The sequence below is a fragment of the Agromyces sp. 3263 genome, assembly GCF_031456545.1.
Taxonomy (GTDB): Bacteria; Actinomycetota; Actinomycetes; order Actinomycetales; family Microbacteriaceae; genus Agromyces.
Genome location: NZ_JAVDUV010000001.1, coordinates 351,752 through 375,021 on the forward strand (window position 1 = coordinate 351,752; position 23,270 = coordinate 375,021).

Sequence of the window (23,270 nt, forward strand, 5' to 3'; positions counted from 1 at the left end):
GTCCCGACGCTGCGCCATGGCGCGACTGCCGCATAGGGCCGACGTGGTCGTAGTCGAAAGCGCACAGCCCAGGCCGGCACGTGCCAAACGCTCGTGGATAGGGTCGGGTCGGCCTGCCCGCCACCGGCATCGGGCGGCATTCCTGCCCGAAGTGCAGGGCCTTCGCGCACTCGCCGTGGCGCTGGTCGTCCTCTACCACCTCTGGCCCGCCCGATTGCCCGGCGGCTACATCGGCGTCGACGTCTTCTTCGTGATCTCCGGCTTCCTGATCACCGCCCACCTCGTTCGCGACGTGGAGCGCACCGGCCGCGTCGCGCTGAGCACATTCTGGGCCAGACGGATCCGGCGGCTCCTTCCCGCCGCGTTCACCGTGCTCGCCGCGTCATGCGTCTTCACCCTGCTCGTGTCGCCGCCCTCGGTCGTGGAGGACAGCCTGCGCCAGATCGGCGCGGCGTCCGCGTATGTCCTGAACTGGCTGCTCGCAACGGAGTCGATCGACTACCTCGACGCGGCGAATCGCCCCACTCTCGTGCAGCACTTCTGGACGCTGTCGGTGGAAGAACAGTTCTACATCGTGATGCCGTTGCTCATCGCCGTCGTCCTGACTCTTGTGAAGGTCGCCTCCGGTCGACGGGGGACCGCGCCAAGCGCGCGAACGCGCCGTCGATGGATCTCGATCAGCCTGGTGGGGGTCTTCGGGGCCTCACTGACCTATTCCGTCATCGCGACCGCCGTGGCGCAGCCGTTCGCGTTCTTCGACACCTTCGCCCGCGCGTGGGAATTCGCTGCCGGCGGGCTCCTCGCGATGTTCGCCGCCGCCGCGCCCCACCTCCTGTCGCGACTCCGTCGCACCCGGCTCGTTTCGAGCGGGGCGCTCGGATGGGCGGGCATCGGCGTGATCATCGGTGGCGCACTCCTGCTCAACGGAGGATCGCCGTTTCCGGGCTGGGTCGCCATGTTCCCCGTGCTCGGCGCCCTCGCGGTGATCTCTGCCGGCAACCCGAGCGGCCGGAGGGCGCCCGGGCGGGTGCTGGGGCTGCGCGCCGTCCAATCGGTGGGTGACCTCTCGTACGGGATCTACCTCTGGCATTGGCCGCTCATCATCGCGTTCCCAGTGATGTTCGCCCGGTCCTACTCGACCGCCGAGAGCGTGGGAATCGTCGGGGCGGCCATCGTGCTGGCCATCGCGACGAAGTACCTCATCGAGGATCCCTTCAGATACTGGCGCGGCTTCGTACAGCACCGCCGCGTCGCGTTCGCATTCGCCGCGGCCGGCACGGCACTCTTCATCATGGTCGCGACCGTGCAGGTGTCGGCCATCGAGGAGCGACGTGACAACGCGGCAGCGGTCGCGGAGCAGATGCTCGCGACGCAGGCCGAGTGCTTCGGCGCCAACGCCATGCTCGGCGGGCGCGACTGCCCCGATCGTCTGGCCCTTCCTCCCGGCACCGACTTGGCGTTCGCGGCCCACGACCTCGACCCCGATTGGTGCCTGACGGGACTCGCGGAGGCGTGGCGCACCTGCGAGTACGGCGATCCCGCCGGTACGGCTGGGCATCTGGCCCTCGTCGGCGACTCGCACGCCGCGGCCCTCATCGACGCCTTCGACGAGTACTTCCGACAAGTGGGATGGCGCGTGACGACCTTCGTGCGCTTCGGCTGCCCCGGCCTCTCCGAATCACCGGTCGAGATCGGTTCCAGGACACCGATCGAAGAGCAGGCGTGCGCCGACTGGTCGGCACGCGTGACCGACGAGCTCGTCTCCTCGGAGAGCATCGACGCCGTCGTCTACACGAGCTTCACGAGCGGATATGCGGAGGACGGCGTGCCGGAGGCCTCGCAACTCCACGCCAGCGACATCGAAGCGACGTGGAGCCGGGTCATGGACTCCGGGAAGACGGTCGTCGCCGTCCGCGATATCCCCCGAACGAGCCGGGTCAACATCCCCAATTGTCTCGAGGCCAGCACGGTCCGTTCCGCTCCGTGTGCCATCCCCAAGGCATCGGGATTCGTGGACGATCCGCAAACGCAGGCTTTGAAGGCCCTCGGCGGACGTGTCCCGCTGGTCGATCTCACCGACGCGTACTGCGACGAGTCGACGTGCTACACGGTCATCGGCGGCGTCGTCGTGTACGCCGACGACAACCACGTGAGCCACACGTATGCGATGTCGCTCGCGCCGTTCCTCGGTGCGCGCGTGGAGTCCGCGCTTCCCCGCTGACGACGCACGTCCTGCGCGGGAGCGGAGGCCGCCCCGGATCGGAAGCCGCCGCTCGCGCGGTCACCGAGGCGACTCGAACCGATAGATGTGCAGGGTGGCGTCGCCGACGCCGTCGACCTGCGTCAGCGGGACCAGGCATTCATAGTCCTCGAGCGAGGTCTCCGAGACCACCCATGCCGGATCGGCTCGCTCGGCGACCACCGGGTTGCACGGGGAGATCGACAGCTGCATGAGGCTCCCGGTCACCCGCTCGATCCGGGCCGCCGATGGGTCCGGATCCGGGGTCCACTCGTACTGCGCGTAGTTGTTCCAGAGCTCCTCCTGCGCCGGCGCCAGCTCGCCCATGAGTTGCGCATCGGGATACGGCGTCGTGCCGGACACGCTCTGGAAGCCGGCGGCACGCGCGCGCGCGACCGTCGCGAGGTCGCCGAACACCAGCGTTCGGGGATTCTCGCCGGCGTCAGCGACCGAATGCAGCTCTCGCACCAACGGGTCATCGGAAAGCGGGGCGATACCCTGCTGCAGCGGGTTCACGAGCGACCAGCTCACGAAGGCGTAGACTGCGAGACCGGCCGCCGCGGGAATCGCCCATCGTTTCCACAGGAGCAGCGCGAAGAGCCCGGTGAGGACGAACCCGCTGAGTGCGGCGAGCGTGGTCGGCACGAGCTCGGCGTTCCACGGTAGGTTCTCGGCGGACCAGACCGTTCCGACGGCGCCGATCACGGCGGCCGCGCCCAGCCATGGCCAGCTCCACACCCGAGGCGATGAGCGGACCGCCGTGGCCGCGGCCATCATGAGCACCGAAGCGAAGCCGATCGCCAACGTGGTGCGCGACGGCTGCACCCGCTGCAACTGCGTGATCACCCCGAACCACGAGGGGAGCGGCAGGAACGTCCACGCGAGCAGCAGCGCGATGAGACCAGCTGGGAGCAGGATCGTCCAGACCGGCTCGGGCACCTGATCATCCGCGCCCCTGGATGGGACCGGGACGCCGGCTGCCCGCCGGCGACGTCGATCGCGCCACGCGAGCCCGATGGCGGCCGCCACGACCAGCGCCAGCACGGGGAACGGAATCCAGCTCGACGCCGCCTCGGAGAGGTTCGAGAACTGACCGCCCTCCCCCCCGGCTCCGAGCGAAGCACCGGCGTCGCCGACCATCCAGAAGTTCAGCGGCGCGCCCGTGATCACCGCCAGGGACCCGCCGCCGGCGACAGTGCGCCGTTGCCCCGGGTAGTACGTTCCGGCGACCGCAGCCGCCGCCGCGCTGTGCTGCACGATCCACACCGAGAGCACCGCCGCCGCGCCCGCGATCGCGATGCCGGACGTCCAGAGCACACGTCGCCACGCGATGCGCCGATCCAGCGCGAAACCGAGGCAGATCGCCACGATGACGAGTGCGAGCGAGTACTGCCACGGGGGATACAGGACGAGTGCGAGCGCACCGGCGGAGCATGCGGCCGCCACCGAGAGGAGGGCCGCAGCGACCCTGCTCGAGGTCGTCCACGCCCCGATGATGGCGGCACCCGCCAGCGCGGCGAAGCCAACGAGCAGGTCCGGCATCCACCAGGCCGAGTACGGGGTGAAGGTCGCGGCGATCGCCAGCACGGCCGAGAGCCCGGGACGCCTGGTGATGAGCCCGATGAGGGCGAACGTGCCCCAGAGGCAGACCGCGAACGGGAACCACCAGTTCCAGGACAGGCCATGGCTCGGGTCCAGCAGGACGAATCCCCAGTCCTGGGGCTTCAGCGACGTCGACCAGTCGAGCGTCGGTCCTCCGCCGGCGGCGACCGCCTGGTCGACGTCCGCCAGGCCGATCCAGGCGGACGTGGGCATCCCCTGCTGCGCCGATGAGAGGGCGTTCGGCGTCTCGAGGAGGTACTCGTCGCTGCGAACGCCGAGCGGATGACCGAGCAGGAGCCCGTGCTCGGACGGGGACTCGGAGAACGCGCCGATCGAGGATCCGTTCAGGTCTGCCGCGACCATGGAGACGAGCATCACGAGCACGATGCCGGGGAAGATGAGCCATCGCCACGCGGGGAGCGGCGATCGAGGGTCGTCGGCCGAACGGGAGCGGATGCGCGGCGATCGAAGGGGCGGCATTCGGGCCTTTCTGGGGGCGGCGACGAATCTGGAGTCTAGCAACGGTGCCCAGCTCAGCTTGGCGACGCCCGCCGCGTGCTAGTCTCCCTGCGGTGACCGAGCCGAAGAGCGAGAACGCCGCATCGAATCAGGAACCACGACCGCGGATCCTGGTCTGCACACCCGATTCCCTCGGCGCGCAGATGGCCGGCCCGGCCATCCGCGCACTGGAGATCGCCAAGGTTCTGGCACAGCAGAACGAAGTCCGTCTCGTCTCCACCCAGCAGGCGGATCTCTCGCATCCCGACTTCGAGGTCGCCTTCGCCGATGACACTTCGTTGCGCGATCACGCCGAGTGGTCCGACGCCGTCGTCTTCCAGGGGCACGTGATGGCGAGCCACCCGTGGTTGGCGGACGAGCAGTACGTGCTGGTGGCGGACATCTACGACCCGATGCACCTCGAAGTGCTCGAGCAGACGCGATACCTCACCGATGAGGATCGCCAGCACGTCTCCCAGCTGACGACGGAGGTGCTCAACGCCCAGATCGAACGAGCGGACTTCCTGCTCTGCGCCTCCGAGAAGCAGCGCGACTTCTGGCTCGGACAGATGGCGGCCCTCGGCCGGATCAACCCGTTGAGCTATGACGCCGACAACACGCTCCGGTCGCTCCTCGCCGTCGCTCCGTTCGGGATCGGCGACCAGACCCCGGTGCAGCGTCGTCACGGCATCAAGGGTGCCGTCGAGGGGATTGCACCGACGGACAAGGTGGTGATCTGGGGCGGTGGCATCTACAACTGGTTCGATCCGATCACCCTCATCCGCGCCGTGCATCAGCTCTCGGAGCGCCATCCCGACCTTCGACTGTTCTTCCTCGGCGTGGCGCACCCGAATCCGAACGTCCCCGAGATGGAGATGTCGGTCAACGCACGACGAGTCGCGGTCGAGCTCGACCTGCTCGATCGGGTCGTCTTCTTCAACGAGGGTTGGGTTCCCTACGACGAGCGTGCCGATTACCTCCTCGACGCCGACCTCGGCGTCAGCACCCATTTCGACCACCTCGAGACCGCATTCAGCTTCCGTACGCGGATCCTCGACTATCTCTGGGCCGGATTGCCGATCGTCAGCACCGACCACGACACGTTCGCGACCATCGTGCTGAGCGAGCAGCTCGGCCGGGTGGTGCCGCCAGAGGACGTCGACGCGCTCTCGACGGCACTGGAGGAGTGCCTGTACAGCGAAATGGAGACTGCCCGGCTCCGCGAGAACGTCCGTCGTTACGCCGAGCGCATGCGTTGGTCGAATGTGCTCCAGCCGCTCGTCCAGTTCTGCAGCGCTCCGAAGCCGGCGGCGGACCGCGGCGTGCGGTCCGTCCGCGCCGAGCAGCGGAACGCGATGCGGATTCGGATCGAGAGCCTCGAGCAGAGCACGTCGTGGCGCATCACGAGGCCGCTTCGGTGGGTGGCGCGGCGGCGGTCTCGAACCGGGGCTTGAATTCAGACCGCGGGGATGAGCAGCACGCAGATGAAGCTGAGCACTCCCAGCCCGGCCAGCACGACCGTGGAGCTTCGTCGCCGCCGCACGAGGACGGCCGCGCACCCGATGAAGATCGGGTAGAGCGAGAGTCCGTACCGTTCGGGCAGCGCGAAGTACTCCCCCGTGGACGCGATGATCGACAATGCGAGCAGGGGGCCCACGACCAGCGCCATCAGCAGTGTTCCGTAGGCGAGCGCCGAGGTCCGCGTGCCGGGGCGAGCGACCGCCGCGAGCCCCAGGACGCCCGCCACCGCCACCCACTGCGAGATCCACGACGCGACGATCGCCGTCCCGCTCGGTGCGCCGACGCCGAGGCCCGAAGAGGAGACGTACTTGAAGACGAGGCCGAGGAGGCCGTCGACGGTGAGGGCCTGCTCGGTGTTCTGCTCGGGCGAGACTCCGAGTGAGAGCTGCTCTCGGATGATCACCCAGATCACTTGGGCGAGGAGCGCCGCCACGACCATTCCGATGGCGACCAGCAGCCGCCGATCGGTGCGCAGGGACCGCCATCTGCCGCCGCGAGGAGAAGCCAGCGACGTGTACACGGCGAGCAGGGCCAGCGAGATCGCGACCGCACCGATCGCCGCGAAGTTCTGGAACTTCAGCCAGATGACGATGGGCGCCGCCGCCACCAACCACCACCCCGACTGGTCGCCCTGCACGAAACGGATGCCCAGGAACAGCATCAGGGCACCGGCGAGAAGTGTCGGGGCATCGGTGCTGAGGTACGTCGTGTACCAGTAGGCCGGCAGCGACCCGACGATGAGCAGCGTGATCCCCGCCGAGGACCACGGCCCCAGTCGCAATCGCCTCAGGGCGAAGAAGAAGAGCAGAGCGGCCGCCGCGAGCCACAGCGTGCCCACCAGCCGGCCGGCCTGCGTCGGGGAATCGACGACCCCCGTCCAGAGCAGCGGCTGGGCGAACGCCCTCGTGACGGCGAAGTACAGCGGGGTGTAGATATCGGCCGACGTCATGCCCGCCATGGGGAACCGGCTGTCGTCGGACAGGATCGACTCCGCGGTCGTGCAGCGGTCGTCGGGTACCGGCAGGAGGATCCGCAGACCCCTGCAGCCGAGCTCCTGTCGCGCGAAGTCGCCCACCTCCTCGCCGTGCCGGACCACCCCCTGGTCGAAAACCTTGTCGAAGTAGTCGACGTACACGTACTCGTCGATCGGGGAGAGGGATTCATGCTGGGGGACATGGACGATACCCACGAGCAGGCTCGCGATGACGAGGAGCGCCGGCGGAAGAACTCGTGTCACCCACGCCCGACCGCCGACGAGCCGCTTCGACGAGCTGCGTCTGTCGGTCGAGTTGGTCGTCGTCTGAGTCACCTGAGTACTCTCTCACGGCCTCGGAGCCCGGCCACCACCGAGTGGGCTACGGTATCCGTACATGAAAGGGGCCCGGATGGCGCGATTCTCGATGGCGAGACTGCGACGGCTCTGGCCGGGGCTCCGCGTTCGCATGAGCGGGAACCCCGCCGCCGATGCCGCGCTCGTCCGCGCCGAGCGTCGTCTTCGGATCCGCCGCATCGCCCGCTCCGCCGTGCTGGACCTCGAGTTCTATTCGGCGGAAGCCGGCACGGTCTTCCGGAACCGGCGCGCTGCCGCCACGCACTTCTTCGACGAGGGCGCCGCAGCGGGACTGTCCGTCACCCCCCTCTTCCAGAACGAGTGGTACTCGTTCCACACCGGCCGCGGGGGCGACTCGACCTTCCTCTCCATGTTCTTCGGGGCCGAACCTGCGGCGAGCAGCTCGCCGTGGTTCGACGCGAGCGCGCTCCCCACCCGCGTCCCTACGATGCGCGAGGCGCTCGAGGCCTTTCTCGCCCACGCCGACGCGAACACACCACTGCCGGTGCACGAGCTGTGCTCCGGCACCCCCACGCTCGGCGAAGCACGGCGGATCGCCATCGACCTCACCCGCTGGCATCGGCAGCGGGTCCAGCACACCCGCCCCAGGCTGGTCGAGTCCTGGACGGCACGAGCTGTGGAGACGGCATCGTCCGGACCGCTTGTCTCCATCGTCCTGCCGGTGCGGAATCGACCGGCGACCGTCGGCGCCGCGATCGAATCGGTTCTCGCCCAGACGTATCCCGACTGGGAGCTCATCGTGGTCGACGACGGATCCACGGACACGACGCCCGACGTCGTCGCCCGGTACACGGCCGGGGACCCCCGGATCACGCTCCTCCGAGCGTCGGCCGGCGGTGTGTCCGCCTCTCGCAACATCGGACTGAGGGCGGCGCGCGGTCGCTACGTCGCATTCCTGGACTCGGACAACCGCTGGCTGCCCGAGCTGCTCGGAGCCTCGGTCGCCGCGTTGGAGCGCGGCGACGCGGTGGCCGTGCACTCGGTCGTGGAGATGACCGACGACGAGGGGATCCACCGGTACCTTGCGCTGGACGGCGGCCGTGAGGACCTCCTGCACGGCGGTAACTTCGTCGACCTGAACACCCTCGTCGCGCGTCGCGAATCGATCGACCGGATCGGTGGATTCGACGAATCCCTTCGTCGATGGGTGGACTACGACCTCGTGATCCGCCTGTCGGAGATCGGCCGGCTCGAACTCCTTCCATTCGTCGGTGTCGCCTACACCGCCTCGATGGACACCGGACGGATCAGCACGGTCGAGGTCACGGGTTGGGAGCAGCGCTCGCTCACCAAGTACCTCTTGGACTGGCGGGCGATCGAGCGTGATCTTCCGACGCGAGACGGCGATCTGGTCTCGATCGTGATGCTGACCTACGCCGACTGGTGGGCGAGCCTCCGGGCCGTGCGGGCCCTCTTCGCCGATCGCGACAGCACGCGGTTCGAACTCGTCTTCCTCGACAACGGGTCACCCGCCCCGGTCACCGGCATCATCGCTGCAGCGCTCAGCGCGAACCCCTCGATCCGTCTGATCCTCCGCGAGCGCAACCTGAACTTCGCGCTCGGCGCCGACTTCGCCTTCGCGTCATCGCGGGGCGCCCGCGTCGTCTTCCTCAACAACGACACCGAGGTGCACCAGGGCTGGCTGCCTCCGCTCCTCGCCGCGCTCGACGATGGCGCCGATGCCGTCCAGTCGATCATCGAGGATCCCGATGGAGCGGTGGAGAATGCGGGGTTCCGACTCGTCGACGGCGAGGAACTCCCCCTTCCCGTGGTGGAACGACCCACGACAGATCGCGCGATCGAGCTCCCCTCAGCGATCGCGCTCGCCACGCGCGCGGATCTGTTCGCCGCCGTGCGGGGGTTCGATCCGCTCTACACCAACGGCTTCGAGGACGTGGATCTCGGCCTTCGGATGCGCTCCAGCGGACACGGCGATTTCCGGGTGGCCGCAGCATCCGTCGTCACCCACCTGAGCCGCTTCAGTCCCGGCCGATTCGCAGCCGAGCGCGGCAACATCCGGCTGCTCAACGAGCGAAGGGCGGCTGAACAGGCAGCGCAGGCCCGCTGACTATACTTGCGCGGTACCCCATTCGCTGAACGAGACCGGACCCCATGACAGCTCAAGAGCGATTCGAAGCGCTCGCCCGGCAGCCGATGGAGGTGATCGGTTCCGGCGAGCAACGGAGCGCGATCAACTCGCTGCGCCAGATCGCCCAGCACCGTGAGATGCTCGCGCTCCTCGTCCGACGCGACCTGAAGTCGCGCTACAAGGACAGCGCGCTCGGTTTCATGTGGACGCTGGTCCGACCATTGACGCAGTTGCTGATCTACTACATCGTGATCGGCAAGTTCCTGTCGGCGGAGCGTGGCATCCCCGACTTCGCGATCTACGTGTTCACCGGTCTGACGGCATACGGGCTCTTCAGCGAGATCGTGTCCGGCGGAACCGCCTCGATCGTGGGCAACGCCGGACTGATCAAGAAGATCTACCTGCCGCGCGAGGTCTTCCCCCTCGCGGTGGTGGGCGGCGCGCTGTTCAACTTCGCGATCCAGCTCGGGCTCCTGCTTCTGGCAACGCTCGCGCTCGGTGCATTCCCCATCAGCCCCGAGCTCATCTACTTCGGTCCCGGACTGTTCGTGCTGCTGATCTACGGCACGGCCTTCGGGTTGCTCCTCGCGGCGGTGAACGTCTACCTCCGCGACATCCAGTACCTCGTCGAGGTGCTGCTGCTCCTGCTCCTCTGGGCATCTCCGATCGTCTACTCCTGGTCCATGGTCAAGGACGTTCTCGGCGAAAGCCTGCTGTTGGAGATCTACACCGACAACCCGATCACCCTCGGGGTCCTCGCATTCCAGCGATCGCTCTGGACGGCGGGTACCGGCGTGGCGGAGTATCCGCCCGACCTCATGCTCCGGCTGGGTATCGCGTCCGCAATCGGCATCCCGCTGCTCCTCGGCGCGCAGCGAGTGTTCACGAAGTTGCAGGGCAACTTCGCCCAGGCCCTCTAGGAACGAGAATGAGCATGTCAGTGCACGCCTCGGACGGACCCGACGTCGTCCGCATCGCAGATGTGACGAAGCGCTTCGTCCTGCGGAAGGACAACTCGCTCAAGGAGCGCCTGGTCACGCTCGGCCGTGCGGGGCGCCGACACCGCGAGGACTTCTGGGCCCTCGACGGCGTCTCCGCGACCATCCAGGCCGGTCACACGGTCGCCCTGATCGGGCACAACGGGTCGGGAAAGTCGACGCTCCTGAAGGTCATCGGCGGCATCATCGACCCGACGTCGGGGTCGGTGGAGCGTCGTGGACGCATCGCAGCGCTGCTCGAGCTCGGAGCCGGATTCCACCCGGACCTTACCGGACGCGAGAACGTGTTCCTCAACGCGTCGATCATGGGCCTCTCACGGGCCGAGACGGAGCAACGATTCGAGGACATCCTCGATTTCTCGGGCATCGGGGAGTTCATCGACTCCCAGGTCAAGTTCTACTCGTCGGGCATGTACGTCCGGCTGGCCTTCGCGGTGGCCGTGCACACCGATCCGGATCTGCTGCTCGTCGATGAGGTGCTCGCCGTGGGCGACGAGGCGTTCCAACGGAAGTGCCTCGACAAGATCCGGTCGTTCCAGAACGAGGGACGCACCATCGTGCTCGTCACCCATACCCTGAGCCAGGTGACGGAACTCTGCGACCGGGCGATCCTCTTGAACGCGGGCAAGGTCGACTACGACGGTGAGCCCCGCGAAGCCGTCGCACGCTTCCGCGACATCCTGGAGGACCGCCGGGTCAGCAGCATCCATGGCGATGACTCCAGTGAGAAGCCACGAGAGGCGATCATCCACGGCGCGATCGCGAGCGCGGTGGGCCGTGGCCCGGCCGACGACGTCCACCTCGGGGACGACCTCGAGATCGAGGTCGACTTCGAATTCCTTCGCCCCACCGATGACTGGTTGGTGGCCATCCAGATCGACACCTCGCTCGGGCAGGTGATCTACGGCACGACCACGCGCCGGATGGGACTGCAGTTGCCACCCGCGGACGGTCGCCGAACCGCCAAGTTCGTGCTGGAAGACCTCCGGTTCGGCGCGGGGAAGTACTTCGTGAACGTGTCATTGATGGACCACTCGGGCCGCCATATCGTCGACCTGGCGCAGGCGTGCGCGTTCGACGCTGCGGGTGACGACCTCGCGGTGGGCGCGAGCTACGCGCGGCCCGCGTTCGTCGACCTGGGTCCCGCCGCATGAATGCGAGGGCACGACTCGGATGACATCTCGCGTGCTCGTGGTGACCGTGACTTATCACACCGGTGAGACACTTCGCCCCTTCCTCGCCAGCCTGCGCTCCGCCAGTGTCGACTCCCCGGGCATCGTCGTCGTCGACAACGGCTCGGGCTCCGTGGACCGCGAACGCGAGCTGGCCGCGGAATACGACGCTCGATTCATCCCCCTCCGGGAGAACCGAGGATACGGATCCGGCATCGCCGCCGGGGTCGAGGCCTCGGAGCCGAGCGAATACGTCCTCATCGCGAACCCCGACGTGGTGTTCGAACCCGGTTCGATCGACGAGCTGGTCGCGGCAGCCGATGCCGATCCGGCCGTCGGTGCCGTCGGCCCCCGCATCCTCGATCCCGACGGCAGCGTATATCCCTCCGCGCGGAACCTCCCGTCGCTCGGCGCGGGCGTCGGTCATGCGGTGTTCGGTCGGATCTGGCCTTCGAACCCCTGGTCGCGGAGCTATCGGGTGGAGTACGACAACGCGACCCGTGCGCGTGATGCGGGGTGGCTCTCGGGTGCCTGCCTGCTCGTTCGGCGCGCCGCCTACGACCAGATCGGCGGGTTCGACCCTAGGTTCTTCATGTACTTCGAGGATGTGGACCTCGGGGCTCGGCTCGGCGAAGCCGGATGGCGCAATCGCTATCAGCCGTCATCGACGGTCATGCACACGGGAGCGCACTCGACGTCCCGCGACGGCAGCAGGATGGCGGCCGTCCATCACGACAGCGCATACCTCTATCTCTCCCGCCGGTATGCGTCGTGGTATCACGCGCCAGTCAGACTGCTGCTCCGCATGGGCCTGGGAGCGCGGAAGCGCTGGGTGAGCAGGTCGTGAGACACCCGTCCGACATTCCCGGCGGACCGCTCGGCGTCGCGAAGTGGGTCGTGGGCGGGACGGTTCGCGTGCCCAGGCGAGTGGTGGCGGCCGTCCGGCGTCGCACCTCCGAACGGCTGCGGTTCTGGCGCGCCGGCGCGATCGCCCGACGCGATGCTCGGCACTGGCGGAACTTGGTCCGCCGCTCCGCAGCAGGTCGGTTCCGCATCGAGACGTTGCTGGGTCAGGTCTCGACGGCGGATGTCGCCGTGATCGTCTGCCTCTGGAACCGTCCGAGTCGAATCGACGCGATCCTCGACCAGCTCGACCGGCAATCCACGGGTCGCGGCATCCGCCTGATGCTGTGGAACAACGCACCGGCGGATGACCTGCACTACCGGGACCGGATTGCCGCGTTCACGGCGGGGGGATCGCTCCGCAGCGTGGAGTACGTCGCGAGCCAGGACAACGTCGGCGGCCTCGCCCGCTTCTTCCTGGCCCGCCGGGCCGCCGCGACGGGGATGGCCTCGCGCGAGTTCATCATGCTGGACGACGACCAGGACATCTCCAGCTCGTTCGTGGACGACCTGCTCGCCGCCGGCGGCCCTGCCCGCATCGCGGGGGTCTGGGCCTGGCGGTATCTCGGTCGGTCGCACTGGGACCGGGTGCCCGTCGAGGCCGGCGACCCCGCGGACTATGTCGGCACGGGCGGGTGCGTCTGCGACGTCGAAATCGTCGCGGATGCGTCGTTCTTCACCGAGCTCCCCCGTCGGTATTCCTTCCTCGAGGACCAATGGATGTGCGCGAGGGCCCGATCGCGAGGCTGGACGCTGACGAAGGTCGACACGCCAGTCGAGTTCGTCCTGCACGAGACCAACCAGTTCCCGGCCCTCGCCGACCTCAAGAACGAGTTCCGGGAGTACCTCGACACCGGTACCCGCGGTCAGCAGACCGCCAGATAGGCCACCTGGTCGCCCAGCACCGCCGACCCGCCAAGCATGACGAGCGACGTCGCCTTGAGCGCATCGGACCTCAGGTCGTTGTTCACGCAGCCGGGGAACGTCACGTAGAGCGGACTTCCCGCCTTCGCTGCGGCTGCCGATCCGGACAGCGCATCGGCGAAGCCCGTTCCAGTCGCGACGTAGACCTTCGACGGGTTCGGGAAGGCGTCGCGATTGATCGCGACGCTCGTCATGTACCTGTCAGCCCCGAAGAGCCGCTGCACGGTGAACCCCGCGTCCCGGATGCCCTGCTCCACCCCAGGCGAGACAGCGCTCGTTCCGCCGACGATCTTCACCGTCGTCACGCCGAGTTTGCGCAACTCGGCGATCGTCGCCGCGTCGATCGCTCCGAGGCTTCCGTTCGCGAGGAGGACTGGGGCCTTCTTCGCACCACCGGCCGCGCTCGCGGAAAGTGCATCGGGGAAGTCCATGCCGGTCGCGAGATAGGCGGTGGTGGCCGTCCCGAATGCGAAGTCGGCGACCTTCATCGCGGTGTCGTAGCGATCGGCCCCTCCGAGGCGCGTCACCGGCGCGACCGTCTTCAGGGTGGTTTCGACCGAGACGGAGACTGCGGCCTGCCCGCCGACGAGCACGATGCTCGACGGCGCGAGGCGCTTCAGCTCCGCGAGCGTGCTCGACGGGACGTAGCCCGGATCGACGAGGAGCAGGGGCCCTCCGTCGACGGCTGCCGCTCCGCCAGCTGCGAGGGCGTCGGGATAGTTGCCGCCGGCGGTCACGTAGACGACGGGCGCCGTCGATGGGAAGCTCGAACGGGCGATCATGACGGCGGTCTCGAACCTGTCATTGCCGGCAAGTCGCGTTGCCGCTGGGTTCGGCGCAGTGGTCGGATTGCCGAACCACAGGTTGTAGAAGTTCCAGAAGTTTCGGTTCCCATACGAGGCGCATGGGTCACTGCTGGCGTCCCACCCGGCTGCGAGGGCGTTGGCGTTCGGCTGGTACGGCGTGTAGTGATACAGCGCAGCGGTCGCGATGTTGTTGATGTAGACACCCGATGACCCACACCCGGGATCAGGATCGTATGCGATGGATCGGACCTGGCCGACGGCATACCGTCCGCTCTGATACATGCTGCTCTGCGGATTCGTGTACCACGTCAGCTGTCGTGCCGCACCATAGACCTGCGAGAAGAACCCCGAGTATGCCGTGTCGCACGGCGCAGTGTCGGGGCACGCCATGCCCATGGCGGATCGCAGCTGTCCGCCGGTCGGGTCGGGATCCGTGATGAGGGTCTGCTCCTTCTGCAGGGTCGTCAGTATGACCTTCGCGCTGAGGCCGCAGAGGCGTTGCACCTTGTAGATGATGCGTGCGGCGGGCTCGCCCGGCGCACCGGGATACGGATCGCAGGTGCCGAAACTCCATGCGAAATTCGGCGTGTCGACTCGGAGCGCCGCCAGGCAGTAGGAGTTCGCACAACTGCCCACCTTCGCCTGGAGAAAGGCCTGGATCTCGGCCTCGGTCATCGCCCAGGAGTTGAAGAAGTTGAAGTCGCTGATGAGGTAACCGGCCGTGAAACTCGGCACCGCGGCCAGGGCCGCCGACTCGCGCAGCAGGGATTGGGAACGCTCGGCGACGGGTCCCACTGCGTCGCTCTTGGACGTGCCATCTGGGGTGGCCGTCTCCGTCCCTTCAGGGTCGGCGGGTTCCTGCTCCACCGGAACCTCCGCCTCAGGCGGCTGCGGTGCAGGCGTCTCCGTCGGCTCCGGCGCTGGATCGTCCGTCGGCGGTGCGGTCGCCGGTGTTGTCACCTCGGCGTTCGCCGGGTCGCCCACGCCCGGCGACGCGGTGGCGGCCGGAATCCCGCCGGGCGCGGGCTGCGGCTCCCCCGCCACTGCCGGCCCACCGAGCATCAATGCCGAAACGAGGGCTGAGACGCCGAGCGTCGTGTACATCATCATCGTTGTCCCCACGGCTCGACGCTAGCGCCGAGGGCCTGAGTTGGGAACCACCGTTCCGGTGCGGCGGGCATTCCTCGCGAGCCGCCGGGGGTCGGTCAGGAGCGTCGACTGCCCGCGAGCCGCTCGAGGTACATGCCGTAGCCGCTCTTCTTGAGCGGCTCAGCGATGCGCCGCAGACGATCGTCATCGATCCACCCTGCGCGCCAGGCGATCTCCTCGATGCATCCGACCTTGAATCCCTGCCGGTCCTCGATCACCCGCACGTACTCGGACGCCTGCATCATCGACTCGAACGTTCCGGTGTCGAGCCACGCGGTGCCTCGGTCGAGGACTCGCACCTGGAGGCGGCCGGCCTGCAGGTACCGCTCGTTGACCGTCGAGATCTCGAGTTCGCCACGCGCGCTCGGCTCGATGGTCTTGGCGATCTCGACGACCGAGTTGTCGTAGAAGTAGAGACCGGGCACCGCGAAGTCGCTCTTCGGGTTCGCGGGCTTCTCCTCGATCGAGAGCGCCGTGAAATCCTCGTCGAACTCCACCACCCCGTATGCGCTCGGGTCGCTCACCTGGTACGCGAAGATCAGCGCGCCGTCGATCTCGGTGTTCTCGCGCAGGGCCGAGCCCAGGCCGGTGCCGTGGAAGATGTTGTCTCCGAGGACCAGAGCGACGTTCTCGTCGCCGATGAACTCTTCACCGATGATGAAGGCCTGGGCCAGCCCGTCGGGACTCGGCTGAACGGCATACTCCAGGCGGATGCCGAGCGACGAGCCATCGCCGAGCAGTGCCCGGAACTGCTCGTTGTACTCGGGAGTCGTGATGATGAGGATCTCGCTGATCCCGGCCATCATCAGCGTCGAGAGCGGGTAGTACACCATCGGCTTGTCATAGATCGGCATGAGCTGCTTGGAGATGCCCTTGGTGATCGGCCACAGGCGCGTGCCGGAGCCGCCGGCGAGGATGATGCCGCGCACGGACTCAGCCCTCCGATCGGCCGAGGGCCGCGTAGTAGTCGCGGGCGGCCTGCCAGGAGGGAAGCAGTCCGATTGACGCCGCCTCGCGGAGGCTCGGTGCCTCGCGGTCCTTCGGAGAGAGCAGCAACTCGCCGGCGGCTTCGGGGAATCGAAGGCCGACCTCGGGGTCGAGCGGATCGATCCCGTGCTCTCGCTCGGCATTGAACGGCGACGTGACGAGGTAGCTCACCGTCGCATCGTCCGTCAGCGCGACGAAGCAGTGGCCCAGGCCCTCCGCGATGTAGATCGCCCGACGGTCCACCTCGTCGAGGAGCACGGAGTCCCAGGTCCCGAAGGTCGGCGAGCCGACCCGGATGTCGATCACGAAGTCGAGGACGGCCCCACGGGTGGCCGTGACGTACTTCGCCTGGCTGGGCGGGACATCGGCGAAGTGGATGCCCCGGACGACGCCGCGCTGCGAGACGGACGTGTTCGCCTGGGCGATCTCGAGCCGGTGGCCGATCATCTCCTCGAGGCGATCGAACCGATACCACTCGAGGAAGACTCCGCGGTCGTCGCCGAACTGCTTCGGTGTGATCTCATAGCTGTCGGGCACGCTCAGTTCGCGGATTTGCACTCCGGAAGTCTACCGTGCCGTGGCCTGCGGAATCGCAGGCGACAAGTGACTTCCAGATGCGACTGGCTAGGATGAAGCGCGTGTCAAGACTCCTCGTGACCGGCGGCGCCGGCTTCATCGGCTCGAACTTCGTCCACTACGTGCTCGCGAACACCGAGCACTCCGTGACGGTCCTCGACAAGCTCACGTACGCCGGCAACCTCGCGTCCCTCGATGGACTCCCGACGGATCGCTTCAGGTTCGTCAAGGGTGACATCGCGGATGCCCCGCTCGTCGACGCGCTCTTCGCGGAGCACGACGCGGTCGTGCACTACGCAGCCGAGAGCCACAACGACAACTCGCTGGACGACCCACGTCCGTTCCTCGAGACGAACATCGTCGGCACTTACACGCTGCTCGAGGCGGCACGCAAGCACGGCACGCGCTTCCACCACATCTCGACCGACGAGGTCTACGGCGACCTCGAGCTCGACGACCCGGCGAGGTTCACCGAGCAGACGCCCTACAACCCGTCGAGCCCGTACTCCTCGACGAAGGCCGGCAGCGACCTGCTGGTCCGCGCATGGGTCCGCTCGTTCGGCGTGAAGGCGACGATCTCGAACTGCTCGAACAACTACGGGCCGTACCAGCATGTCGAGAAGTTCATCCCGCGGCAGATCACCAACGTGCTGCGCGGTGAACGACCGAAGCTCTACGGCAAGGGCGAGAACGTCCGCGACTGGATCCACGCGAACGACCACTCCTCGGCGGTGCTCACCATCCTGGAGAAGGGCGAGCTCGGCGAGACCTACCTCATCGGAGCGGATGGCGAGAGGAACAACAAGGACGTCGTGGAGCTGATCCTCACCACGCTCGGCCAGCCGGCGGACGCGTACGACCATGTCGTCGACCGCCCTGGGCACGACCTGCGCTACGCCATCGACTCGACGCGGCTCCGCACCGAACTCGGCTGGGAACCGCGGTTCTCCGACTTCGAGGCTGGTCTCGCGGACACCATCGCCTGGTACCGAGACAACGAGGCATGGTGGGCGCCGCAGAAGGACGCCACCGAAGCCCGTTACCAGGCGCAGGGACAGTAGCGACGTGCGTTACCTCATCACGGGCGCCTCCGGCATGCTCGGACGGGACCTGCAGGCCGTGCTGGCAGACCGGACCGTGACCGCCCTGACCCGTGCCGACCTCGACGTGACGGATGCGGCGGCAGTCCGCGAGGCGGTCGCCGGCCACGATGTGGTCCTGAACTGCGCGGCCTACACTAAGGTCGACGACGCCGAGGAGCACGAAGACGTCGCATACGCGGTGAACGCCGTCGGACCCGCCAACCTGGCCGCCGCGAGCGCCGCGACCGGTGCACGTCTCGTCACCATCTCCACCGACTACGTCTTCGACGGCGGCGCGACCACTCCCTACGCCGAGGACCGCCGCCGCGAGCCCATCAACGCCTACGGTCGCACCAAGGCCGCCGGTGAGGAGCTCGCGCTGGCCTCCCACCCCGACGGCACCTTCATCGTACGGACGGCATGGCTCTACGGCGCCCACGGGCCCAACTTCGCCACGACGATGCTGAAGCTCGCCGCGTCGAAGCAGACCTGGTCCGTCGTCGACGACCAGCTGGGCCAGCCGACCTGGACCGCCGACCTCGCCGCGCAGATCGTCGCCATGCTCGATGCCGACGCTCCGGCGGGGGTGTACCACGGCACGAACTCCGGTCAGGCGACGTGGTTCGACTTCGCCCGCGCGGTGCTCGAGGAGGCGGGACTCGACCCCGAGCGCATCACGCCCACCGACAGCTCGACGTTCACCCGACCGGCCGCGCGACCCTCGTACTCGGTGCTGGGCCACGAGGCGTGGGCCGCGGCCGGGCTCTCGCCCATGCGCGACTGGCGGGCGGCGCTCGCCCAAGCGGCGAGCGAGGGAGTGCTCGCCGGCGAATGAGCCGGGAGCGACGGCCGGTATGTCAGCGCTCGAGTTCGCGGGAGTACTCGTCACGCTGGATCAGCGCGTCCCATCGACGAGCGAGGGTCGCGAACTCGGACGGCAACACCGTCGCCTCCCGCGTGCGCGACTCGAAGTGGTAGAGCCGCGCCGCGCCCGTGCACACGACGGAACGGCCCGTTGACCGCACCTTCAGGCTGAGGTCGACGTCGTTGTAGTTCCCGGGGAAGAGCGGTGAGAAGCCGCCCACCTCCCGCACCACGTCGGCGGGCAGCAGCGCGCACGCCGCGGTCACCCCTGACACCTCGCGAGTGACGGTCAGCGAGGCCAGCGGCCGAAGCGCGCCCGGTGTGACACCGAATGCGACGTGGCCTGCGCCCCCGCCCTGGTAGATGTGCCCGAGGTGCTGCACCGAGCCGTCATCGAAGAAGAGCATCGCGCCGACCATTCCGATGCCGTCCTGCTGCGCGAGCCCGAGCATTCGCTCGATCCAGTCGGGCGTGACGACCTCGACGTCGTCGTTCAGCATGAGCAGGTAGTCTCCCCGCGCGACCGCGGCGCCCCGGTTCATCTTGGCGCTGAAGTTGAACGCCTCACTCCAGCGGACCAGGACGAGCCGGTCTCCGGCGAGGGCCTCCACCTCGTCGATCACCGCCTGCGGCGTCGCGTCGTCGGCGACCAGGACGATCTCCACCTCACCCCAGGTGGTCCGTTCGCAGATGCCCCTGACGGCCTCTACGACGAACGTGCGTTCGGAACCCGCGACCGCACCGGAACTGCCACGCGTCGGCATGATGATCGAGACGAGCGGCCGGCCGAGGACCGGGTACTCGACGGTGCGATATCCCGACTCCGTCGTCACCGTTCCCGCCACGCCGATCTGTTCGAGGTGCTCGGAGACGACACGGGCGGCCGCGTCGCCCGCCGCCTCCAGTGGGCGGTCGACCGGCTGTCCGACGCCGATGACCTCGCGGACACGTGTGACCGCCGTCGCGGGCGTGCGAAGTGCGATGTCGAGCACGTGCGCCCCGTCGGCTGCGGCGCGGAAGCCGCCTCGCGTACGGAGTGCCTCGACGTTCAGCACCACTGCGGGCCCGAGGTAGTCCTCCTCGCGGAGGCGAACCGGCGAGAACGCCGGAGCGCGGAAACGGACTCCGCGCGCGGAACGGCTGTCGCCGTACACGAGCTCGACGCCGGGCTCGCGTTCGAGGAGCCGCCGGACCTCCGCCAGCCCGGACGCCGTCACCTCGGAGCCCGGCCGCACGAGCACCAAGTGGGAGGCATTCGTGGATGCGAGCATCGCATTCCCGACGACGGCATCGCCGGGAACCTCCGCCACGTCGATCCCGGCGGCACTGAGGTGGACCGGGCGCCGGCGCGCGAGGAAGTGCCCGAGCCGCCACCGCTCACGCTCGAGGCGTCGAATCCCGATCCGCGCCAGCGGTCCCAACGGCGAAGCGACCACCCGCCGCATCGCGCCGCGCGGGTACCGCACGTAGAACGGCATCGGGGTGTGCGCGGGGAGTTCACGACCGTGCGTGGATGCCTCGCGCTGCCCCATCAGGGCATCGACGACGCCGAACTGCGCCTCGCGGTCGCGCTCGACGTCGGACATCTGATGCTCGGAGCTCGAACTCCAGCCGGCCGCAGCGACCCCTTGACTCACCTGATCGGTTCCTCTCGACTGACGACCGTGAACTACTCTAATGTCCGCGGCATCCGTCAACGCCCGGAGCCGCATTGGAAGGAATTCCCTTGGCTCATGTGATCGCCGTTGTGCCCCTCTACCGACCGGGCGACGACGTGGTGCCACGGCTGCGCGCGCTGCGCGATCAGGTGGACTCGCTGATCGCCGTGGACGACGGCTCCGGCGACGAGGCGCACGCAGTGCTGCGCGATCTGGAAGCCGAGGGCATGACCGTGCTTCGCCTGTCACAGAACTCGGGCATCGCGTCAGCGCTCAACACGGGGGTACGACGGGCACTCGGCGACGGCGCGGACTTCGTTGTCAACGTCGACCAGGACAGCGACCTTCCGCCCGACTACGTGGCCATCGCCCTCGACGTGTTCTCCGCTGCCAGCCCGATCACCCGCATCGGCATCGTGTGCGTCGATGCGGTCAACGGCGCGCCGGCACTCCCCACGTGGACGTCACCAGAGGGCTTCGGCCTCGTGCCCGAGGCCATTCAGACCGGATTCGTCATCGGCCGCGAATGCCTGGAGGTCACGGGGCTGTTCGACGAGCGTCTCGTCATCGACACCGTGGACACGGAGTACTGCCTCCGCGCCCGCGACCGGGGCTTCCGGATCGCGATCGCGCGCGGGACCGACATCCGGCATTCCATCGGACGCCGGGCCGAGCTTCGCCCGTTCGGCGTGCCGATGCGGCACCGGTCCGGACGCGTCGCGACGTACCAGTACCACTCCCCGCTCCGGCGGTACTACATCGCCAGGAACAACGTCGACCTGATCCTCCGGAACGCGGCTCGTCGTCCGAGATGGGCGCTGACCGTGCTGAAGCGCGAGACCGGCGTCATGGTCGTCTCGATGATCAGCGGCCCGCAGCGCCTGGCGCAGGTCCTGGCCATCGGCACCGGCACCGTGCACGGCCTAATCCGACGCCGGGGCATGATCCCCACGTGGCTGAAGGCCCTGATCACCTGACCCTCGACGCACGAGCGCGGCTTCAGCCCTCGGCCGGCTCCTCCGACGCGGGCGGGAACACGGCCTGCTGCACCAGCTGGCGGATGTACTCGTAGTCGGGATCCTCCGGATCCACGCCGTTGTCCGGGACGAGCGGCACGTCGATCACGGGCAGTTCCTTCGTCTTCGACGCGAGGTTGACGAAGTACCCGAGCATTCCCTGCGGCACGTCGGTCTTCACGACCTGCGACCCGGCCGCCGCGATCTCCTGGAACTTCGAGAGCACGTTCGCCGCATTGAACTGCGCGAGCACCGCCTCCTGGAGCTGCAGCTGACGGGCCATCCGGTCGTAGTCGCTCGTGCCGTGGCGGGACCGCGCGTACCAGAGCGCGTGGTAGCCGTCGAGATGCTGCTCCCCGGCAGGGATCCACTCCGCAACGGTGGTGAAGGTCTCGTCGGCGTGGATCGGCACGTCCTCGGGAACGTTGATCGTCACGCCGCCCAGCGCGTCGATGAGTTGCTGGAATCCCGCCATGTCGATCAGCACGTAGTACTGGATCGGGAGCCCGGTGATCCCCTCCGCGGCATCCCGCATCGCCTCGATGCCCGGTTCGGAGCCGTGCGAGACCGCGTCGGGGTACATGTCGGGGCTCTTCAGCTCGACCTCGGTGTAGATCGAGTTGAGCATGCAGACGTCCACCTCGCAGCCGTCGATGGCTCCGTATCCCTCTGGATAGACCGAATTCAGGGGCGAGTCCTCGTTGAAGGGGACGTCGACCATGTTGCGCGGGAGGCCGATGGTGACGGCCTGGCCCGTCTCCGCGTCGATGCTCACCACCCGGATGCTGTCGGGCCGGAGCCCGTCGCGATCTGGCCCGGCGTCGCCGCCGAGGAGGAGCACGTTGTAGCGGCCGTCGATGGGCGGCTCGCTCGGTCCGGCCACGAACACCGAGGAGAGGAATCCGCTCGCCGTCGTCGCGAGGTACGCGCCGTACGCAGCCGTGCCGGAGACGGCCACCATGAGCGCGACCGACGCCGCGGCGACCCATGCTCGCGCCGAGGGCGCGGTCTTGACGAGGCGGACGAGGCGCAGGGTGTCGAGCGTGAGGATGGCCCACAGGACCGCGTAGAACACCAGGACGGCGGCCACCACCCACAGGGTGATCGAGGTCGAGAACAGCGTGTAGAGCACCGTGGGCCAGAGGATCCAGACGACGACGGCGGCGACGGCGAGGAACCAGAGCGTCAGGGTCGCCCCGAGTCCGAAGCGGCCCAGCTTTCGGTCGCCGGCGAGCACTTGCGCGGAGCCGGGGATGAGCACGTTGAGCACGATGAGCCACCACGCGCGGCGCGTCATGACCGTGCGGGAGGCGACATCCGGGAAGCGGATCGGGCTTGCGGCGAGACTCATCGGGTGGACTTGAGCCGTTCGTTCTTCTCCTCGACCAGGGCGGCGAGGGCGGTGGCGTAGTCGCCGAGGGCGGCGCTCAACGCGGCATCCGAGGTCGCGAGGATCTTCACGGCGATGAGGCCGGCGTTCTTCGCCCCGCCGATCGACACGGTCGCCACCGGGACACCCGCCGGCATCTGCACGATCGAGAGCAGGGAGTCGAGCCCGTCGAGGCGCGACAGTGGCACGGGCACGCCCACGACGGGCAGGGTCGTGACCGAGGCGAGCATGCCCGGCAGGTGCGCCGCGCCCCCAGCGCCGGCGATGATCACCTTGAGGCCTCGGCCGGCTGCTTCCTTGCCGTAGGCGATCATCTTCTCGGGCGTGCGGTGCGCGGAGACCACCTCGACCTCGTGCGCGACGCCGAATTCGTCGAGCAGTTCGGATGCCTCGCGCATCACGTTCCAATCGGAGTCGGAACCCATCACGACGCCCACGAGCGGGG

The 23,270-nt window shown here is 68.2% G+C and carries 18 protein-coding genes; 10 read left to right on the forward strand and 8 right to left on the reverse strand.

Annotation, left to right across the window (positions count from 1 at the left end; translation table 11 throughout):
* Positions 1-151: 151 nt before the first annotated feature.
* A complete protein-coding gene (locus tag J2X63_RS01655) occupies positions 152-2,221 on the forward strand; it encodes an acyltransferase family protein (protein ID WP_309973229.1) in 2,070 nt (689 codons plus the stop codon).
* A 60-nt stretch (positions 2,222-2,281) separates the two neighbouring features.
* On the opposite strand, the gene J2X63_RS01660 is transcribed toward J2X63_RS01655, so the two are convergent.
* On the reverse strand, positions 2,282-4,321 hold the full coding sequence (locus J2X63_RS01660; protein WP_309973231.1) for a hypothetical protein: 2,040 nt from the start codon (positions 4,319-4,321) through the stop codon (positions 2,282-2,284).
* A 92-nt stretch (positions 4,322-4,413) separates the two neighbouring features.
* On the opposite strand from J2X63_RS01660, the gene J2X63_RS01665 reads away from it, so the two are divergent.
* Complete coding sequence (locus tag J2X63_RS01665) at positions 4,414-5,793, forward strand: glycosyltransferase (protein WP_309973234.1); 1,380 nt, start codon at positions 4,414-4,416, stop codon at positions 5,791-5,793.
* A gap of 2 nt (positions 5,794-5,795) precedes the next feature.
* On the opposite strand, the gene J2X63_RS01670 is transcribed toward J2X63_RS01665, so the two are convergent.
* Positions 5,796-7,169, reverse strand: coding sequence for a hypothetical protein (locus tag J2X63_RS01670; protein ID WP_309973237.1), 1,374 nt, complete (start codon positions 7,167-7,169; stop codon positions 5,796-5,798).
* 76 nt (positions 7,170-7,245) lie between these two features.
* Between J2X63_RS01670 and J2X63_RS01675 the strand changes: the two genes are divergently transcribed.
* From J2X63_RS01675 to J2X63_RS01695, 5 genes are read left to right on the forward strand one after another with little or no spacing between them, the layout of a single operon-like run.
* Entirely contained in the window at positions 7,246-9,279 is a 2,034-nt protein-coding gene (locus tag J2X63_RS01675) for a glycosyltransferase (protein ID WP_309973238.1), read from the forward strand.
* A gap of 44 nt (positions 9,280-9,323) precedes the next feature.
* The gene (locus J2X63_RS01680) at positions 9,324-10,220 is read left to right on the forward strand and encodes an ABC transporter permease (protein ID WP_309973240.1); all 897 of its coding nucleotides are present in this window, start codon (positions 9,324-9,326) and stop codon (positions 10,218-10,220) included.
* Between the two features lie 14 nt (positions 10,221-10,234).
* The gene (locus J2X63_RS01685; protein WP_309973241.1) at positions 10,235-11,452 is read left to right on the forward strand and encodes an ABC transporter ATP-binding protein; all 1,218 of its coding nucleotides are present in this window, start codon (positions 10,235-10,237) and stop codon (positions 11,450-11,452) included.
* Between the two features lie 40 nt (positions 11,453-11,492).
* Positions 11,493-12,317 carry a glycosyltransferase family 2 protein gene (locus tag J2X63_RS01690; RefSeq protein ID WP_309973244.1) on the forward strand — a complete coding sequence of 275 codons (825 nt, stop codon included), beginning with the start codon at positions 11,493-11,495 and terminating at the stop codon, positions 12,315-12,317.
* Positions 12,314-13,258 carry a hypothetical protein gene (locus J2X63_RS01695; RefSeq protein WP_309973246.1) on the forward strand — a complete coding sequence of 315 codons (945 nt, stop codon included), beginning with the start codon at positions 12,314-12,316 and terminating at the stop codon, positions 13,256-13,258. Before J2X63_RS01690 ends, J2X63_RS01695 begins: the two co-directional genes overlap by 4 nt.
* Here the strand turns inward: J2X63_RS01695 and J2X63_RS01700 are convergent.
* The 3 genes from J2X63_RS01700 to J2X63_RS01710 form a co-directional block, all read right to left on the reverse strand.
* Positions 13,240-15,207 (reverse strand): cell wall-binding repeat-containing protein, encoded by a 1,968-nt coding sequence (locus J2X63_RS01700; protein WP_309973248.1) that lies wholly within the window; start codon positions 15,205-15,207, stop codon positions 13,240-13,242. The genes J2X63_RS01695 and J2X63_RS01700 overlap by 19 nt on opposite strands.
* 101 nt (positions 15,208-15,308) lie before the next feature.
* Positions 15,309-16,181 (reverse strand): glucose-1-phosphate thymidylyltransferase RfbA, encoded by an 873-nt coding sequence (gene rfbA / locus J2X63_RS01705; protein WP_309973250.1) that lies wholly within the window; start codon positions 16,179-16,181, stop codon positions 15,309-15,311.
* A gap of 4 nt (positions 16,182-16,185) precedes the next feature.
* Entirely contained in the window at positions 16,186-16,797 is a 612-nt protein-coding gene (locus tag J2X63_RS01710; protein ID WP_309973253.1) for a dTDP-4-dehydrorhamnose 3,5-epimerase, read from the reverse strand.
* An 80-nt stretch (positions 16,798-16,877) separates the two neighbouring features.
* Between J2X63_RS01710 and rfbB the strand changes: the two genes are divergently transcribed.
* The gene (rfbB, locus tag J2X63_RS01715; protein ID WP_309973254.1) at positions 16,878-17,876 is read left to right on the forward strand and encodes a dTDP-glucose 4,6-dehydratase; all 999 of its coding nucleotides are present in this window, start codon (positions 16,878-16,880) and stop codon (positions 17,874-17,876) included.
* A gap of 4 nt (positions 17,877-17,880) precedes the next feature.
* On the forward strand, positions 17,881-18,732 hold the full coding sequence (gene rfbD, locus J2X63_RS01720; protein WP_309973256.1) for a dTDP-4-dehydrorhamnose reductase: 852 nt from the start codon (positions 17,881-17,883) through the stop codon (positions 18,730-18,732).
* Positions 18,733-18,754: 22 nt separating this feature from the next.
* Here rfbD and J2X63_RS01725 read toward each other — a convergent pair whose 3' ends face one another.
* A complete protein-coding gene (locus J2X63_RS01725; protein WP_309973258.1) occupies positions 18,755-20,347 on the reverse strand; it encodes a glycosyltransferase in 1,593 nt (530 codons plus the stop codon).
* Between the two features lie 149 nt (positions 20,348-20,496).
* Between J2X63_RS01725 and J2X63_RS01730 the strand changes: the two genes are divergently transcribed.
* The gene (locus tag J2X63_RS01730; protein ID WP_309977765.1) at positions 20,497-21,396 is read left to right on the forward strand and encodes a glycosyltransferase; all 900 of its coding nucleotides are present in this window, start codon (positions 20,497-20,499) and stop codon (positions 21,394-21,396) included.
* Between the two features lie 22 nt (positions 21,397-21,418).
* Here J2X63_RS01730 and J2X63_RS01735 read toward each other — a convergent pair whose 3' ends face one another.
* The gene (locus J2X63_RS01735; RefSeq protein ID WP_309973260.1) at positions 21,419-22,786 is read right to left on the reverse strand and encodes an LCP family protein; all 1,368 of its coding nucleotides are present in this window, start codon (positions 22,784-22,786) and stop codon (positions 21,419-21,421) included.
* On the reverse strand, positions 22,783-23,250 hold the full coding sequence (purE, locus tag J2X63_RS01740) for a 5-(carboxyamino)imidazole ribonucleotide mutase (protein WP_309977766.1): 468 nt from the start codon (positions 23,248-23,250) through the stop codon (positions 22,783-22,785). Before purE ends, J2X63_RS01735 begins: the two co-directional genes overlap by 4 nt.
* Between the last annotated feature and the right edge of the window lie 20 nt (positions 23,251-23,270).

Coding starts and splice junctions, on each gene's coding strand:
- purE (WP_309977766.1), bottom strand. CDS start 23,250: ATGGGTTCCGACTCCGATTGGAACGTGATGCGCGAGGCATCCGAACTG.
- J2X63_RS01735 (WP_309973260.1), bottom strand. CDS start 22,786: ATGAGTCTCGCCGCAAGCCCGATCCGCTTCCCGGATGTCGCCTCCCGC.
- J2X63_RS01675 (WP_309973238.1), top strand. CDS start 7,246: ATGGCGCGATTCTCGATGGCGAGACTGCGACGGCTCTGGCCGGGGCTC.
- J2X63_RS01660 (WP_309973231.1), bottom strand. CDS start 4,321: ATGCCGCCCCTTCGATCGCCGCGCATCCGCTCCCGTTCGGCCGACGAC.
- J2X63_RS01685 (WP_309973241.1), top strand. CDS start 10,235: ATGTCAGTGCACGCCTCGGACGGACCCGACGTCGTCCGCATCGCAGAT.
- J2X63_RS01680 (WP_309973240.1), top strand. CDS start 9,324: ATGACAGCTCAAGAGCGATTCGAAGCGCTCGCCCGGCAGCCGATGGAG.
- J2X63_RS01725 (WP_309973258.1), bottom strand. CDS start 20,347: ATGTCCGACGTCGAGCGCGACCGCGAGGCGCAGTTCGGCGTCGTCGAT.
- J2X63_RS01700 (WP_309973248.1), bottom strand. CDS start 15,207: ATGTACACGACGCTCGGCGTCTCAGCCCTCGTTTCGGCATTGATGCTC.